Raw genomic sequence first — 15,937 nt, 5'->3', positions numbered from 1 at the left:
TTGCAGGTGTGCGGATTCCTGTGGATATGTCCACCAGATGGATGTAGCTATCCCTGGGAAAAAACACCCATTATTTTCAGTCTTATTTTGCGCAGCTATGCGCGTCTGTTTTTAACTCAAATCGGGTAATTTTGCGGCAGCGTTTTTCTCTATTCCAATAAGCGACATTAAATTATCAACCGCGGAAGCATAATTAATTGCCGAACTCCACCCATCATACTCAGCGATTATTTTTGCCGACGTGGCCTGCCAGACATCCTGCTCAACGCTGAGCAAATCATTAATACTCCGCTTGCTCAGGGTGTATTCATTTTTATAAACATCACGGGCACGCAGCGCATTTTCCAGCTGCAGCTTACCGGCTTCCATTCTTCCCCGTGCACCGGTCCAGTCAGCCTGCGCAACGGAGGCTTTTTGCAGAACATCGAAGCGCGCCTGATCAACCATAGAAGAGGCCATAGCCCGTGCGCCTTCTGCCTGACGCACACGTGCGGAGACCGCGCCGCCCTGATAAAGCGGTGCATCAATATTGAGCTGGATCTGGTCGTCCCAGTAAGAACGGTTGTCCGACTCATAACGGGTACGCCCCCCCTTCAGGCTTAAGGTCGGCCAGTGCTGGGACTTCGCCGTTTCCACGCCGTACTGGGCCGAACGCTCCCGGTTCTGCGCCGCTAACACCGTGGGTATCAAGGAATAATCAATGCGGTTAAGCGAATCAGGCTCAACGGCGAGGTTCGAAGGCACGGGCGAATAAGCGTCAGCCTGCATCCCGGTTAAGACCGCAAGCCTTGCGCGGGCGCTGTTTAAGGCGGCGTTATACTGCGCGACCGTTGCCTGCATGCCAGCAATACGCGTGCGTGTCTGCAGTTCATCGGAGGTGGAGCTCACCCCTGCATCCGCACGCAGTTTTGCCAGTTGCTCAACATTTTTAAGCGCCTGAACGTTGTCCTTTGCCGCCTGGAGCAGATCGGAATAGCGTTTAACTTCCACGTAGCTGAGTGCCGTTTTCTCCGCCACATCAGAGAGCGTACTCATCAGCTGGTAGCGGTAACTATCGCGCTGGGCGGAAGACTGGCTGATGCTGTTATTGGTTTTCCCGAAATCGTACAGCAGCTGGGTCAGGCTAATCCCCCAGGCCGCAGAATTCTTCAGCGATCCGCTGGAATCGGTGGTCTGGCTATGACCCGTGCTCCCGTTCAACGCGATTTGTGGCATCCAGCCGCTACGCGCTTCATCTATTTGCGCCTGACCAATACCTAATTGCGCGGCCTGCTGACTAATTGAGGGATCGCGATCGATAGCAAAAAGAATACTTTCTTTTAAGGTCGTCTTTGCCACTGCGGCAATCCCTGCCTGGTGACTATTGGCATAAGCCGTATTTATGGCGAATGAAATTAATGCCAGTGCTGTTGTAAATCGGCGTAACATAGGCTTTCGCAATATCGTCATTTTTATCTCCCTGACTCTGAGCCAAACTCAGGCAATTACCCAAAAAGAGGTATAGATAATTAGACAAATATCTTCTTTAGCGTCCTCACTGAATTTCAGGTAAAACTCCCCCATACCCATTTCCATTGGAAGTGAGAAAGTCCGTCGTCTTATTTCAATTAAGAATTTACTTATTTCTTAAACTGATTTGCAGCATAACAAAATGTGGTATAGGCCACTACACCCACAATGTTAATGTGGTGTTACAAATAAGAAAAAAGATGGGGTTTCTGGACAAAACCACAAAAATGGAATTTCAAATGAAACATATAAACCCTCTGTTATTTAAGGAAAATTCCTAATCTACTCTCTGTACATTTTTGCGTTAATTTCCAGGAGCGTCAGACACAAAGATTTTCAAAGAAGTGTCAATTTAAGTCATTGCCGACCTCACGCCAAAATAAAAATCCATTAAAAAACTAAAGTAAGAGATTAAACGCCATTATAAATATTATTCGCAGATATTTATTCTAATCAATGGTAGTATAATGGTTACATAACCCAAATCATTAAATAAAACATAACAATAACACTGTGGTTAACATTCAAAACGGCTTAATGATATCTGCTTAATACAAATTTAATAATCACCTACCGGAATGACTGCACCTCCCGACCGCTTACCCATTCCCCTGCTTCCCTCTGCGCAGAAATGCTGTATTATGCGAATTATTGCGACATTTTGCAGGAGTGCATCCATGCACAAGACCGCACGTCAACGTTATGTCCTTGATATTTTGAGCGATCAAGGTCAGGCCAGCATTACTGAGCTGGCAGAAAAGCTGCAGGTTTCAGCAGATACCATCCGTCGGGATCTCACCGACCTGGAAAATCAGGGGCTTGCCCAGAAGAACCACGGTGGCGCTATCGCCCTTAATCTTTCCGCCATGAATCGTCAGGGCCGCAACACGCTGCTGCCTGAAACCAAGCAACGCCTGGGGAAACAGGTCGCGCAGGCGGTTCCAGCCGGTTCTACCCTCTTTCTGGATGCCGGCAGCACGGTGATGGCCGTCGCGATCTTTCTTCAGGGGCCTCACACCGTGATCACCACTTCGCTGGACATCGCCCAGCATTTTAGCGACCGGGAAGACATTGATCTGATCCTGCTCGGCGGGAAATGGGACCCGAAACAGCGCCTGTTTGCCGGAAGCGCCACGTTGTCGTTGCTCTCCCGCTATCGGGCAGATATCGCCATTCTTGGGGCGTGCGCCATTCATGCCGAACTCGGCCTGAGTGCCGGTAAAGAGGCCGATGCTGAGGTGAAACGTGCGATGCTCGCTGCAAGCCATGAACACTGGATCGTGGCCGACCATCTGAAAGTTAACCGCTGTGAACCGTATCTGGTTTCGGGGTTATCCGACATTCATCAACTCTTTTTAGATCGTCCCTGGCCTGAGCTTGGGGACCCTGGCGCATTACAGGTCACCGTATGCGCGCAATAACGTGGAGAAGGTCATGAGTAAAGTTCAAACAATCAACATTGCGCTGATCGGGTATGGATTTGTGGGTAAAACCTTCCATGCTCCGCTGATCCAGTCCGTGGACGGGCTTAGGCTGGCGGTGGTCTCTTCCCGTGATGAAGAGAAGGTAAAACGCGATCTTCCGGATGTGCTCGTGGTCGCGACACCGGAAGAGGCTATTCAGCATCCTGATATCGACGTGGTGGTGATTGCCTCGCCTAACGCCACTCACGCCCCGCTGGCTACGCTAGCCCTGAACGCCGGGAAACATGTCGTCGTGGATAAGCCTTTTACCCTCGACATGAAGGAAGCCCGCGACCTGATCGCGCTGGCGGATGAAAAACAGCTCCTGCTCTCTGTTTTTCATAACCGCCGCTGGGACAGCGATTTCCTCGGCATTAAACAGATTATTGCGCAAGGCACGCTCGGCAAGGTCAAGCACCTGGAGTCGCATATTGATCGCTTCCGTCCGGAAGTCCGCGTGCGCTGGCGCGAGCAGAACGTTCCCGGTAGCGGTCTGTGGTTTGACCTAGGGCCGCACCTGATCGACCAGACGCTACAGCTGTTTGGCCTGCCTGAGTCGGTTCAGGGGAATATCGCGACGCTGCGTGAGGGTGCGGAGATCGACGACTGGGCGCATGTGGTTTTAAATTACCCGGCGCACAAGGTTATTCTGCACGCCAGCATGCTGGTCGCTGGCGGGACGGCGCGCTTTACCGTTCACGGGGATAAAGGCAGCGTGGTGAAGGCCAGAATCGATCAGCAGGAAGCACAACTGCTTGCGGGTGTGATCCCCGGCAGCGAAACCTGGGGAGAAGACAGCGACAGCATGGTGTTCTTCGGGGCAGACGGTGCAACGCAGACGGTTGTCACGCCGAAAGGCGACCAGCGCCAGTATTACATCCACGTGCGTGATGCGCTGCGCGGGGAAATCCCCCATCCCGTTCACCCTGTCGAGGCGTTAGCGGTCATGGCTGTGCTGGAAGCGGCGGTGAAATCATCAGAGACCGGGACGACGCAGACGCTGGCGTTAACGGCTGAAGAGCGTGCGCTGCTGGGTTAAAAAACAAGCCGGGTGGCGCTGCGCTTACCCGGCCTACGAGTTTGAGCCGTTTGTAGGCCCGTGCAAGCGAAGCGCCGCCGGGCGAAAAGACTACTGACGCTTTTTCGGCATCATGCGCAGCAGCGTATTGTCTTTCCAGAAATAGTGATGCATTAGCGCCGCCGCCGCGTGCAGACCAATCACGAAATAGCCGAGATTGGCGAGCGTCTCGTGCCACTCCTTCAGCATATCCACCAGATCAAAATTCCCTTCCGCCGCATGCGGCATCAGCAGGCCAAAGGCAAACCAGTCGTTTCCGCGGTTATACATCATCACAATGCCAATCAGCGGCAGCGCAATAAACAGCAGATAAACGATGAGATGCCCAAGGTGCGACATACCGGTGATCATCGCTTTGGGTTTCGGCTGAATAGGCGGTGCGGGATATTTAAGGCGGATGAGCAATCTCGCCACCATCAGCACCAGCACCGAGATCCCGCAGGAGACGTGGATCATGTTTATCACCGGGCGATCGGTACGCGGGAAAAAGCCTCTAAACTCCATCGCGCAGTAGGCGACGACAACTAACAAAAACACCAGCCAGTGAATCGCAATCTGCAGGCTTGAATATTTAGTACGCATGGGATTTCCTGAAAAAAAAACAGTCACCGCGCCAACATAATCTCCTTTCCTTAAAAATTCATTAACTTTTCTGTATGACTTTTCAGTCACTTCCCTGCGGATGAAGTATCTTCAATTGCCGCCCTGTCCGTGATGGTCTAAGCCTGGATGAGTTCAAACTGTCGTATCGACATGTTCACAGGAGAACACAATGAGTAAAATTGGCATTAACGGATTCGGACGCATTGGACGCCTTGTTCTGCGCCGCCTTCTTGAAACTCAGGACAGTAATACTGTCGTCGCCATCAACGACCTCACCTCCCCGAAAGTACTGGCTTACCTGCTAAGACATGATTCCAACTACGGGGGCTTCCCGTGGAGCGTAGATTTCACTGAAGATGCGCTGATCGTCGACGGTAAGACCATTGCGGTATACGCGGAGAAAGAGGCAAAGCATATTCCATGGAAAACGGCGGGGGTGGATATTGTCGTGGAGTGCACCGGCTTCTACACCTCTGAAGAGAAATCCCGGTCACATCTGGACGCAGGTGCGAAAAAAGTGCTGATTTCGGCACCTGCAGGTGACATGAAAACCATCGTCTATAGCGTGAATGACGACACGATTAACGCCAGTGACACCATTATTTCCGTCGCGTCCTGCACCACCAACTGCCTGGCCCCGCTGGCAAAAGCCCTGCACGATGCGTTTGAAATAAAAGTGGGCACCATGACCACCATCCATGCCTACACCGGCACCCAGGCGCTGGTGGATGGACCGCGCGGGAAAGATCTACGCGCCTCGCGGGCAGCAGCTGAGAACATTATTCCGCACACGACCGGTGCGGCAAAAGCCATCGGCCTGGTGATCCCTGCGCTCAGCGGCAAGCTGAAAGGCCACGCGCAGCGCGTGCCGGTAAAAACCGGCTCCGTCACCGAGCTGGTCGCCATTCTGGGCAAGAAAGTTACCGTTGAGGAGATCAACGCTGCGCTGAAAAAGGCGACACAGGGGAATAAATCGTTCGGGTATACCGATGATGAAATTGTGTCGTCAGACGTGATTGGTTCGCACTACGGTTCGGTATTCGACGCCACACAGACGGAGGTGTCGGAAGCGGGAGACCTGCAACTGGTGAAGGCCGTCGCGTGGTATGACAACGAGTATGGTTTCGTGACGCAGCTGGTGCGTACGCTGGATAAGTTCGCCGCGCTGTGAAATTCCCCCTCACCCTGACCCTCTCCCCAAAGGGGCGAGGGGATTGCCCCGTGCTCAGATGATTTTACGCGCCACCTTCAGGACCGGATCCTGCTGAAGCTGTTTCCAGGCTTCGGTGACAGCCTCAGGGAATTCGACGGGCGCGATAAAATCCCGCCCGGCCGGGCCGTAGCCGTTCTCATCGTCATACAGACGCGGCAGTTCCCCCATCACCAGCGAAAGGTAACGCTCAACGGCCCACAGCCCTGCGTTACCCTCGCTAAATACCACGCCGTTTTTGCCGTTTTGCAGTATTGGCGTCATTCCCGGGTGGCTAATCCACTGCGGAGAAACGGGCTCATCGCGGCAAACGCGGGCGAATGTCGCCATCGTACGGCGCTGCATCGTCGGATCCTGAACCACCAGCATTCGTCCGCTTGTTCGCTGGTGCTGTTTCAGCATGTTCCAGCTAAATCGGGCGTTTTCTCCGCAGTTAGTGGAGCAATCTTCAACCCACAGGCGCGACTCGGGGATCTGCCAGAACTCCCGCGCAATGTCGGCAAGAATGCTTGCTTCCGCCCGCCCGGACACCGGCAGTGGGTGATAACGGGGGTGGTGACGGATCGCATCATACAAAAACGTTGTCGAGTGGCCGATACCGCCGCTAATCAGCAGCGGAACCTGCTTTTCTGCGGCAATTCGGCAGGCTGCTTCAATGGTCGGGATCACCGCGTTTCCTGCCAGAATCACCCCATCAACATCCGGGGTTTGAGACGTGCCGCGGAGATCGTCCTGCGCCAGCCATTCACCGACAGTATTGATGGCCGTAAGCGTAGCGTCCGGCAGGACGGGGAAATGGGGCTGAACCATGGTGAACTCCTCCTCAGTGTTACCTCAGGGTAGCGACTTCGACTTATCAACACAACGGCGGTGCTGTGCCGCTCTTTTTCCTTAAAAGCCCTCTCAACATTTGATTAACATGCGTAAATCATATTCACTTGAATTATCATTTGCGGCAGACGTAGAATCGCCAGTCGACACATTTTTCCATTATTTCTAAGGTAAACAACGTTATGCGCCTGCCCGAACGCGATCCTTATGCTCCTCGCGAGTGGCAGCCACATGAGAAACCCGCTCTGCTGGGGTCGCCTTCCACACCCGAACACAGCACGCCCAAACGGATTGCCTACGGCGTCGTGGGCCTGCTGGTGTGCCTGACGGGGGCGCTGGGTAATGCGGTGGTGACCGCCAATCTGCAAAACCTGCAGGGCACCTTCGGCGCCTGGTCAACGGAGATCGCCTGGCTGCCCGCGGTCTATGTCATGACCAACATCTCCATCAACCTGCTGCTGGTCAAATTCCGCCAGCAGTACGGTCTGCGCGCCTTCACCGAAGGGTTTCTGGTGCTGTATGTGCTGGTCACCTTTTTCCATCTGTTTGTTAACGATCTCAGCTCAGCGCTGATGGTGCGCGCCGCGCACGGGATGGTGGCCGCCGCGCTCAGCTCGCTGGGGATTTACTACCAGATCCAGGCCTGGCCGGCGAAACATCGCCTGAAGGCGCTGACCATCGGCATTACCGGCTCGTCACTCGCCATTCCGCTGGCGCGGCTGTTTTCGACTGAACTGCTCCAGCTGGACGAGTGGCGCGGATTGTATTTCTTTGAACTGGGGCTGGCGCTGATCTCCCTGGCCTGCGTGATCGCGCTGAAGCTGCCGCCGGGCGACCGACGCAAGGTCTTTGAGAAGAAAGACTTTGTCACCTTCTTTCTGCTGGCGCCGGGCATGGCCTTGCTGTGCGCGGTGCTGTCGCTGGGACGTCTGGACTGGTGGTTTGAAGCGCCGTGGATCGGCTGGTCGCTGGCGTTATCGCTGGTGCTGATTGTGTCCGCCATCGTCTTTGAACATAACCGCACTAACCCGCTGCTGAATACCCGCTGGCTGTCGAGCGGCAGCATCGTCCGTCTGGGACTGATTATGCTGCTGATCCGCATCGTGCTGGCGGAGCAAAATACCGGGGTGATTGGCTGGTTACAGTATGTGGGATTACAGAATGAGCAGATGACCCATCTGGCGTGGTCCATTTTCGCCGGGATCGTCTGCGGGATCGTCACCAGCTGTCTCACCATCAAGCCCACAAAACTGGCGTGGCCGATTATTACCTCCCTGGCGCTGATGATCATTGCCTCGCTGCTGGACAGCCAGTCCAATAACCTGACCCGCCCGGACCAGCTGATGGTCAGCCAGTTCCTGCTGGGCTTCGGCAGCGCCTTCTTCCTCGCCCCGGCCATGCTGGCCGCCATTGGCGGAGTGATCGCCGACCCGCGTAATCTGGTCAGCTTCTCGGTCATGTTTGGCATGAGCCAGAACCTCGGCGGTCTGCTCGGGTCGGCGATCCTCGGTACTTTCCAGACCTGGCGTGAGAAGTACCACTCCAGCCTGCTGGCAGACCAGCTCACCACGCTCAACCCGCTGGTCAACGAGCGCATTCAGCTTTATACCCAGATGTATAAAAGCCTGATCGGTGACAGTTCGCTGTTGGGGACTCAGGCGATTACCCAACTACAAAGCGTCACCGCCCTTGAGGCAAATATTCTGGCTTACAACGATACTTATCTTCTGACGGCAAGCATCGCTGCCGCCACGCTGGTCTGGATTTTATGGCGATTGCTGCGTCTGCGCATCACTGCCCGTATGGCGCTGAAGAACGCCACCGGCAACAAGTAATTGAAAGAGTTCTGGAGAATTTATGAGTCAGCAGGATGCCGCCAAAGAGCAGGCCAACACCCGCAAAAATGTGCGCATTGTTTCCGTTTTCACAGCCGCTGCCATCGGTCTTGTCGGCGTGCTGGTGATCCTTTACGCCTGGCAGTTACCGCCCTTTACCCGACACGTGCAGTTTACCGACAACGCCTACGTGCGGGGACAAACGACGTTTATCAGCCCGCAGGTGAATGGCTATATCACAGAGGTGAAGGTTCAGGACTTTGTGCAGGTCAAAAAAGGCGATCTGCTGCTGCAGATTGATGACCGCATCTACCGTCAGCGGGTGCATCAGGCCGAGGCGCAGCTGGCGATGAAAATTGCCGCCCTGAATAATAACCTGCAGCAGCGTAAAAGCGCCGAAGCGACGATTGCCAAAAATGAAGCCGCGCTGAAAAATGCCCGCGCCCAGAGCCTGAAAACCCAGGCGGATTTGAAGCGCGTGAAGGATCTGACGGCGGATGGGTCACTTTCCGTTCGCGAACGCGATGCCGCCCTGGCAAACGCGGCTCAGGGCAGCGCCGATATCGACCAGGCGAAAGCAACGCTTGAGATGTCGCGTCAGGATCTGCAGACGGTGATTGTCAATCGCGGGGCGCTGGAGGCGGACGTTGAGAACGCCAAAGCGGCGCTGGAGCTGGCGCAGATCGATCTGCAAAACACCCGCATTGTGGCCCCGCGTGATGGCCAGCTGGGGCAGATTGCCGTGCGTCTCGGGGCGTATGTGACCGCCGGGACCCATCTCACTACTCTTGTGCCCCCCCAGCACTGGGTTATTGCCAATATCAAAGAGACCCAGCTCGCGGAGTTGCGCGTCGGTCAGCCGGTGAAATTCACCGTCGATGCCCTGAACGACAAAGCGTATCAGGGCCGCGTGGAGAGCATCTCTCCCGCAACCGGCGTGGAATTCAGTGCGATCACGCCGGATAACGCCACCGGTAACTTTGTCAAAATTGCCCAGCGAATTCCGGTGCGCATTGAGGTACTCGGTAAGCCAGAGGAATCCGCCCTGCTGCGTCCGGGCATGTCGGTACAGGTAACAATTGATACGCGGGAGGCGAAACCATGATCCTGCGTCCGATAGCCGGACTGGTCGTGGCGGTGATACTGGCCGGATGCCAGTCCGTCGACGTCAAACCGGCGCAGCCCACGCTGCACATTCCTGCGCAATGGCGGGCAACCTCGGGGCCAACCAGCCCGACGGAACAGCTCTGGTGGCGTAACTTTCATGACAACCACCTGAACCGCTATGTGGACCAGGCGCTTAAGAATAACAGTGACGTGTTGATCGCCCGCGAACGGATAAACGAGTATCAGGCGCGGGTCTTTGCGGCCGATGGCAGCCTGTTTCCCTCGCTTGACGCGGGCGTCACGGGGACGCGCGCCCGTTCGCAATCCGCTGCGACCGGGTTGCCCGTCTACGGTACGGTGTACAGAGGCAGCCTGACGGCGAGCTACGACGTTGATCTCTGGGGCGTCAACCGCAGCACGGCGAATGCCGCTCAGGCGTCGCTGGAGGCGCAAAAAGCCGCCGCTGCCGCCGCGGATTTGACTGTCGCCTCGTCCGTGGCTTCCGGGTACGTCACCCTGCTCTCACTTGACGAACAGCTGCGCGTGACCGAATCCACGCTGAAGTCCCGCGAGGAGGCGTTTAACCTCGCGAAACGTCAGTTTGAAACCGGCTACAGTTCGCGCCTGGAGCTGATGCAGTCTGACTCCGAATTACGTTCAACGCGGGCGCAGGTGCCCGTGTTACAGCATCAGATTGCGCAGCAGGAAAATGCGCTTAGCCTGCTGCTGGGAAGCAATCCCGGCGCGGTAGCGCGCAGCGAAAGCTTTGCAAGGCTAACGCCGCTGAAGCTGCCGTCGCAGCTGCCTTCCACGCTTCTGAACCGTCGCCCGGATATCGTTCAGGCTGAACGCCAGCTGGTGGCGGCGGATTCCTCCCTTGCCGCGTCGCGCGCCAGCCTGCTGCCATCGATCAACCTGACCGCCACCGGATCGATTCAGGATCGTACCCTTTCTGGCCTGCTGGACAATCCGCTTCAGCTCTGGAGCGCCGGGGGCAGTATTCTTGCCCCGCTGCTGAACCGCCAGGCGCTGAATGCGCAGGTGGATATTTCCCAGTCTCAGCGTAACCAGGCGCTGTACGCCTATGAAAAAACCGTGCGTAACGCGTTTGCGGAAGTGAACAACAGCCTTGATGCCATTACGCGCTATCAGGAACAGCTGACGGAGCTACTCGCCCAGCAGGCTGTGGCGCAGGAGACGCTGCGCATTGCGCAGAATCGCTATCGCAACGGGTATTCATCCTATCTGGACGTACTGGACGCGCAGCGCACGCTGTTCTCGGTCCAGACCAGCGTCGTGCAGTTGAAAAATAACCTGCTGCTGGCGCAGATTGATTTATACAGGGCGCTGGGCGGCGGCTGGGGCAGTGCCTGAAATCCTGCCCGGTGGCGCGTCGCTTACCGGTCCTGGATTTCGCACCCGTAGGCCGGGTAAGGCGTAGCCGCCACCCGGCAATCCTTCCCAAGGAGTCAATCTATGCAACAACAGTGGTCTGCAGTAGATAATTTCATGATTTCTTCGCTGATCCCTGACGATGACGTACTGAGTCAGATCCTGGAAAACAACAAGCGCGCCGGGCTGCCCGAACACGACGTGGCGGCCAACCAGGGGCAGCTGCTGGCGCTGTTCGTGCGCATGACGCAGGCAAGACGCATTCTCGAGATCGGGACGCTGGGTGCCTATAGCTCAATCTGGATGGCGCGCGCCCTGCCGCCGGACGGAAAGCTGATCACGCTGGAGGCCGACCCGAGTCATGCCGACGTTGCGCGTCAGAATATTCACCTCGCGGGGCTGAACGATCGCATTGAACTGGTTGAAGGCCCGGCGCTGAGCTCGCTCGAAAATTTTGGTGACGTTCCGCCGTTCGACCTGATCTTTGTTGATGCCGATAAGCCGAACAATCCCGGCTATCTGGAGTGGGCGTTGCACTATTCCCGTCCCGGTACGGTAATTATCGGCGATAACGTGGTGCGCGAGGGTGAAGTCGTTAACGGGCAAAGCGACGACGCGCGCGTGCAGGGCGTGCGGCGTTTTATCGAGATGACTGGAGATAACCCGCGCTTAACCGCCACCGCGCTGCAAACGGTGGGGGTTAAGGGATGGGATGGGTTTACGCTGGCGATTGTGAACGGGTGAAAATTGTGCGGGCTGATGCCCTCACCCCGACCCTCTCCCACAGGGAGAGGGAGAAAATCGGGCAAAGCTTTTAGCCAGGGATCTGCTCCATCGCCTGCAGGATACGCTTATCCGAAATCGGATACGGGGTACCGAGCTGCTGGGCAAAGAAGCTGACGCGTAGCTCCTCGATCATCCAGCGGATCGCCTGCACGTCTTCATCGTCGCGGCGCGCCGGCGGCAGCTTGTTTAGCCACTGCTGCCACGCCTGCTGCACGCTTTCCACTTTCAACATCTGCGCGCGATCGCGGTGCGGGTCGATGGCCATTTTCTCCAGACGTTTTTCAATGGCCTGCAGATAGCGCAGCGTATCGCCGAGACGGTTGAAGCCGTTGCCGGTGACAAAGCCACGATACACCAGCCCCGCCATCTGCGCCTTCACGTCCGACAGCCCCAGCGCCATGGTCATATCCACGCGCCCCTTCAGGCGCTTGTTGATGTTGAACACGGCGGTGAGGATCTGCTCGACCTGTTTGGCAATCTCCACCACGGTGTCGTTGAGCTCCGCGCGGACCTTTTCATGAAGCTGAGCAAAGCCCTCTTCCGTCCAGACCGGACCGCCCGCTTCGTGGATCAGTTTGTCCACGCCGCAGGAGATGCAGTCGTCAATCAGATCCAGCACTTTGCCGTACGGGTTAAAGTACAGACCCAGCTTGGCCTTATTCGGCAACTTCTCGTGCAGGTACTTAATCGGCGACGGAATGTTCAGCAGCAGCAGGCGACGCAGCCCGCGCCACATCATCTGCTGCTGTTCCTGCGGGTTATCAAACAGCTTGATCGCCACGCTGTCGCGCTCGTCCACCAGCGCTGGCCAGGCTTTCACCTTATAGTTACCGCGTTTTTGCTCGTAGCTTTCCGGAAGCTGACCAAAACTCCAGATATGCAGCCCGCTCTGCTCGATACCGTCGTCCGCCACCGCAGAGAGCGTCTCCTGGACTTTCCCTTTCAGCGCCTCTTTTAGCTCGCTCAGGGAACGCCCTTCCAGCAGCTTTTTGTTTTTATCATCCACCACGCGGAAGCTGATTTTCAGGTGATCGGGTACCTGATCCCAGTTCCAGTCTTCGCGGTCAATGGTGGTGCCGGTCATACGGCGGAATTCTCGCTCCAGCGCGTCCAGCAGCGGCAGCTCCAGCGGCGTGACGCGGCCCAAAAACGCTTCGGCGTAGTTCGGCGCAGGCACAAAATTACGCCGCACCGGTTTCGGCAGCGATTTAATCAGCGCAATGACCAGCTCGCGGCGGAGGCCGGGGATCTGCCATTCAAACCCGCTCTCGTCGACCTGGTTTAACAGCGGCAGCGGAATGTGGACGGTCACGCCGTCCGCATCGGCCCCCGGTTCAAACTGATAGGTCAGACGCAGCTTGAGATTGCCCTGATGCCAGAAGTTCGGGTAGTCGAGCTTGCTGACCGACTCCGCCCCCTCTTTAATCAACATGCTCTTTTCAAAATTGAGCAGGTCCGGCGTCTCTTTACTGGCCTTCTTCCACCAGCTGTCAAAGTGGCGGGCGGAAATCACATCGTGACTGATGCGCTGATCGTAAAATTCGAACAGCGCCTCGTCGTCTACCAGGATGTCGCGACGGCGGGATTTATGCTCAAGCTCTTCCACCTCGGCGCGCAGCTTCAGGTTTTCGCGGAAGAACGCATGGCGCGTCTGCCAGTCGCCCTCCACCAGCGCGTGGCGGATAAACAGCTCGCGGCTGAGCGCCGGGTCAATCTGGCTGTAGTTGACCTTACGCGCGGCCACCACCGGCAGGCCATAAACGGTCACCTTCTCGGTCGCCATCACTGCCCCCTGCGCACGCTCCCAGTGTGGTTCACTGTATGAGCGTTTCAGCAGATGCTGCGCGACTGGCTCAACCCATTCCGGGTCGATCCGCGCGGCAATGCGTCCCCACAGGCGGCTGGTTTCCACCAGCTCGGCCACCATGGTCCACTTCGGCGGCTTCTTGAATAAGCCGGAACCGGGGAAGATGGAGAAACGGGCATTGCGCGCGCCAGTATATTCCTGCTTCTCTGCGTCCTTCATCCCAATGTGGGACAGCAGGCCGGTCAGCAGCGCGATATGAATTTCACGGTACTCCGCCGGCTCGCTGTTCACCGGAATGCCCAGCTCTTTCACCACCTGGCGCAGCTGGGTGTAGATATCCTGCCACTCGCGCACGCGCAGGTAGTTGAGGAAATCCACGCGGCACTGGCGGCGGAACTGGTTCGAGGAGAGCGCTTTCTGCTGCTCGCCGAGATAGTTCCACAGGTTCACGAAGGCGAGGAAATCGGACTCTTTGTCGTGGAAGCGACGGTGTTTTTCATCTGACGCCTGCTGTTTATCCATCGGACGCTCGCGCGGATCCTGAATGGAGAGCGCAGAGGTAATAATCATCGCCTCGCGCACGCAGCCGTGCTTCTGGGCTTCCAGCACCATGCGCGCCAGACGCGGGTCGACCGGCAACTGGCTGAGCTGACGACCCAGCGGCGTCAGTTTATAGACCGTCGCCTGCTCGTCGGTGGTAATGGCCCCCAACTCTTCCAGCAGGCGGACACCGTCCTGAATGTTGCGTTTGTCCGGCGCTTCCACGAACGGGAACGCCGCGATGTCGCCCAGCCCCAGGGCAGTCATCTGCAGGATAACGGACGCCAGGTTGGTACGCAGAATTTCCGGGTCGGTAAACTCCGGGCGCGACAGGAAATCGTCTTCGGAATAGAGACGAATACAGATCCCTTCCGACACACGACCGCAGCGGCCTTTACGCTGGTTGGCCGACGCCTGAGAAACCGGCTCTATTGGCAGGCGTTGCACCTTGGTGCGGTAGCTGTAGCGGCTGATACGCGCCGTGCCCGGGTCGATCACGTATTTGATCCCCGGTACGGTCAGCGAGGTTTCCGCCACGTTGGTCGCCAGCACAATGCGGCGTCCGCCGTGCGGCTGGAACACGCGGTTCTGCTCGCTGTTCGACAGGCGCGCGTACAGGGGCAGGATCTCCGTATGACGCAGATCGCGCTTGCTGAGCGCATCGGCGGTGTCGCGAATTTCGCGCTCGCCGCTCATAAAGATCAGAATGTCGCCCGCACTTTCGTTGCCCAGTTCGTCGACAGCGTCGAAGATGGCCTGGAGCTGGTCGCGCTCGGTATCATCCGCCTCTTCGACAATCGGGCGATAGCGCACTTCCACCGGGTACGTGCGTCCTGACACTTCAATTATCGGCGCATTGTTGAAATGCTTCGAGAAGCGCTCCGGGTCGATGGTCGCGGAGGTGATGATGATTTTCAGATCCGGACGACGCGGCAGCAGTTCTTTCAGGTAACCGAGCAGGAAGTCAATGTTCAGGCTGCGCTCGTGCGCTTCGTCGATGATGATGGTGTCGTACTGCATCAGCAGGCGATCCTGCTGGATTTCCGCCAGCAGGATACCGTCAGTCATCAGCTTGACCATGGTGTTATCGCTGACGTGGTCGCTGAATCGCACCTTGTAACCGATGCAGCCACCCGGCTCGGTTTGCAGCTCTTCGGCAATACGGTTCGCCACGGTACGCGCCGCCAGACGACGCGGCTGGGTGTGGCCAATCAGACCTTTCACCCCGCGCCCCAGCTCCATGCAGATTTTCGGCAGCTGAGTGGTTTTCCCCGAACCGGTTTCCCCTGCGACAATTACCACCTGGTGGTCGCGCACGGCTTCCAGGATGTCCTGTTTTTTCTGACTGACAGGCAGGTTTTCCGGGTAGGTAATTGCCGGACGTGCAGCTTCGCGCAGCACAACTTTCCCTGCTGCCTGTTCAATCTCTTTCGCCATCTCCTGATAAATGGCCTGTTGTGCATCAGGATTTTTAACCTTCTTCACGCCGTGCAGACGACGCGCAAACCGCTGTTTATCGCGCAGCATCAGGGCATCAAGCCTTTGCAGGAGCATCGGGAAGGTGATTTTTTGGTGTTCTGTCATAGCGTTAATGGGCAGTGCTCTGCCGGGTAAAATCTCTTTTTAATGATTGCTATAGAGTACCACATTGACGCTTTCTGCGCCTTATTCAAAAAATTCGAACATAGACTTCGATATATTGCGCTATCTCTGTGGCAGGATTGTGAATAGAGTGTCAACAAGCAACGGGGCAACCCCCTTCAATCAAATGCAAAA

General features: G+C 56.6%; 11 protein-coding genes. 7 read left to right on the top strand and 4 right to left on the bottom strand.

Annotation, left to right across the window (positions count from 1 at the left end):
- Positions 1-111: 111 nt before the first annotated feature.
- Positions 112-1,449, bottom strand: a complete 1,338-nt coding sequence (locus BFV64_RS11030) for a TolC family outer membrane protein (RefSeq protein WP_069602070.1) — start codon at positions 1,447-1,449, stop codon at positions 112-114.
- A gap of 737 nt (positions 1,450-2,186) precedes the next feature.
- On the opposite strand from BFV64_RS11030, the gene BFV64_RS11025 reads away from it, so the two are divergent.
- Positions 2,187-2,930, top strand: a complete 744-nt coding sequence (locus BFV64_RS11025; protein ID WP_069602069.1) for a DeoR/GlpR family DNA-binding transcription regulator — start codon at positions 2,187-2,189, stop codon at positions 2,928-2,930.
- A gap of 13 nt (positions 2,931-2,943) precedes the next feature.
- On the top strand, positions 2,944-4,011 hold the full coding sequence (locus BFV64_RS11020; protein WP_047344204.1) for an oxidoreductase: 1,068 nt from the start codon (positions 2,944-2,946) through the stop codon (positions 4,009-4,011).
- 90 nt (positions 4,012-4,101) lie between these two features.
- Here the strand turns inward: BFV64_RS11020 and cybB are convergent, their stop codons facing one another.
- The gene (gene cybB / locus BFV64_RS11015; protein WP_023330369.1) at positions 4,102-4,632 is read right to left on the bottom strand and encodes a cytochrome b561; all 531 of its coding nucleotides are present in this window, start codon (positions 4,630-4,632) and stop codon (positions 4,102-4,104) included.
- Between the two features lie 190 nt (positions 4,633-4,822).
- On the opposite strand from cybB, the gene gap reads away from it, so the two are divergent.
- Positions 4,823-5,824, top strand: a complete 1,002-nt coding sequence (gene gap / locus BFV64_RS11010) for a type I glyceraldehyde-3-phosphate dehydrogenase (RefSeq protein WP_014883763.1) — start codon at positions 4,823-4,825, stop codon at positions 5,822-5,824.
- A gap of 54 nt (positions 5,825-5,878) precedes the next feature.
- Here gap and BFV64_RS11005 read toward each other — a convergent pair whose 3' ends face one another.
- On the bottom strand, positions 5,879-6,673 hold the full coding sequence (locus BFV64_RS11005) for a YdcF family protein (protein ID WP_059373441.1): 795 nt from the start codon (positions 6,671-6,673) through the stop codon (positions 5,879-5,881).
- Between the two features lie 203 nt (positions 6,674-6,876).
- Between BFV64_RS11005 and BFV64_RS11000 the strand changes: the two genes are divergently transcribed.
- The 4 genes from BFV64_RS11000 (at position 6,877) to BFV64_RS10985 (ending at position 11,772) form a co-directional block, all read left to right on the top strand.
- Positions 6,877-8,529: an MFS transporter gene (locus BFV64_RS11000; RefSeq protein ID WP_023337255.1), complete on the top strand. Its 1,653-nt coding sequence runs from the start codon at positions 6,877-6,879 to the stop codon at positions 8,527-8,529.
- 22 nt (positions 8,530-8,551) lie between these two features.
- Positions 8,552-9,634 carry an HlyD family secretion protein gene (locus tag BFV64_RS10995; RefSeq protein ID WP_045268113.1) on the top strand — a complete coding sequence of 361 codons (1,083 nt, stop codon included), beginning with the start codon at positions 8,552-8,554 and terminating at the stop codon, positions 9,632-9,634.
- The gene (locus BFV64_RS10990) at positions 9,631-11,010 is read left to right on the top strand and encodes an efflux transporter outer membrane subunit (RefSeq protein WP_069602068.1); all 1,380 of its coding nucleotides are present in this window, start codon (positions 9,631-9,633) and stop codon (positions 11,008-11,010) included. Before BFV64_RS10995 ends, BFV64_RS10990 begins: the two co-directional genes overlap by 4 nt.
- Positions 11,011-11,112: 102 nt before the next feature.
- Positions 11,113-11,772 carry an O-methyltransferase gene (locus BFV64_RS10985; protein ID WP_069602067.1) on the top strand — a complete coding sequence of 220 codons (660 nt, stop codon included), beginning with the start codon at positions 11,113-11,115 and terminating at the stop codon, positions 11,770-11,772.
- A gap of 70 nt (positions 11,773-11,842) precedes the next feature.
- Here the strand turns inward: BFV64_RS10985 and hrpA are convergent, their stop codons facing one another.
- Entirely contained in the window at positions 11,843-15,745 is a 3,903-nt protein-coding gene (gene hrpA / locus BFV64_RS10980) for an ATP-dependent RNA helicase HrpA (RefSeq protein WP_069602066.1), read from the bottom strand.
- Positions 15,746-15,937 lie beyond the last annotated feature (192 nt).

The organism is Enterobacter kobei, from assembly GCF_001729765.1.
Classification (GTDB): Bacteria; Pseudomonadota; Gammaproteobacteria; order Enterobacterales; family Enterobacteriaceae; genus Enterobacter; species Enterobacter kobei.
This window is presented reverse-complemented; position numbering and strand designations above follow the sequence as displayed.

What these genes read in the sequence shown, in the direction of transcription:
- BFV64_RS11000 (WP_023337255.1), top strand. Translation starts at nt 6,877, where the DNA reads ATGCGCCTGCCCGAACGCGATCCTTATGCTCCTCGCGAGTGGCAGCCA.
- BFV64_RS10990 (WP_069602068.1), top strand. Translation starts at nt 9,631, where the DNA reads ATGATCCTGCGTCCGATAGCCGGACTGGTCGTGGCGGTGATACTGGCC.
- BFV64_RS10995 (WP_045268113.1), top strand. Translation starts at nt 8,552, where the DNA reads ATGAGTCAGCAGGATGCCGCCAAAGAGCAGGCCAACACCCGCAAAAAT.
- BFV64_RS10985 (WP_069602067.1), top strand. Translation starts at nt 11,113, where the DNA reads ATGCAACAACAGTGGTCTGCAGTAGATAATTTCATGATTTCTTCGCTG.
- hrpA (WP_069602066.1), bottom strand. Translation starts at nt 15,745, where the DNA reads ATGACAGAACACCAAAAAATCACCTTCCCGATGCTCCTGCAAAGGCTT.
- BFV64_RS11020 (WP_047344204.1), top strand. Translation starts at nt 2,944, where the DNA reads ATGAGTAAAGTTCAAACAATCAACATTGCGCTGATCGGGTATGGATTT.
- BFV64_RS11025 (WP_069602069.1), top strand. Translation starts at nt 2,187, where the DNA reads ATGCACAAGACCGCACGTCAACGTTATGTCCTTGATATTTTGAGCGAT.
- gap (WP_014883763.1), top strand. Translation starts at nt 4,823, where the DNA reads ATGAGTAAAATTGGCATTAACGGATTCGGACGCATTGGACGCCTTGTT.
- BFV64_RS11005 (WP_059373441.1), bottom strand. Translation starts at nt 6,673, where the DNA reads ATGGTTCAGCCCCATTTCCCCGTCCTGCCGGACGCTACGCTTACGGCC.
- cybB (WP_023330369.1), bottom strand. Translation starts at nt 4,632, where the DNA reads ATGCGTACTAAATATTCAAGCCTGCAGATTGCGATTCACTGGCTGGTG.
- BFV64_RS11030 (WP_069602070.1), bottom strand. Translation starts at nt 1,449, where the DNA reads ATGACGATATTGCGAAAGCCTATGTTACGCCGATTTACAACAGCACTG.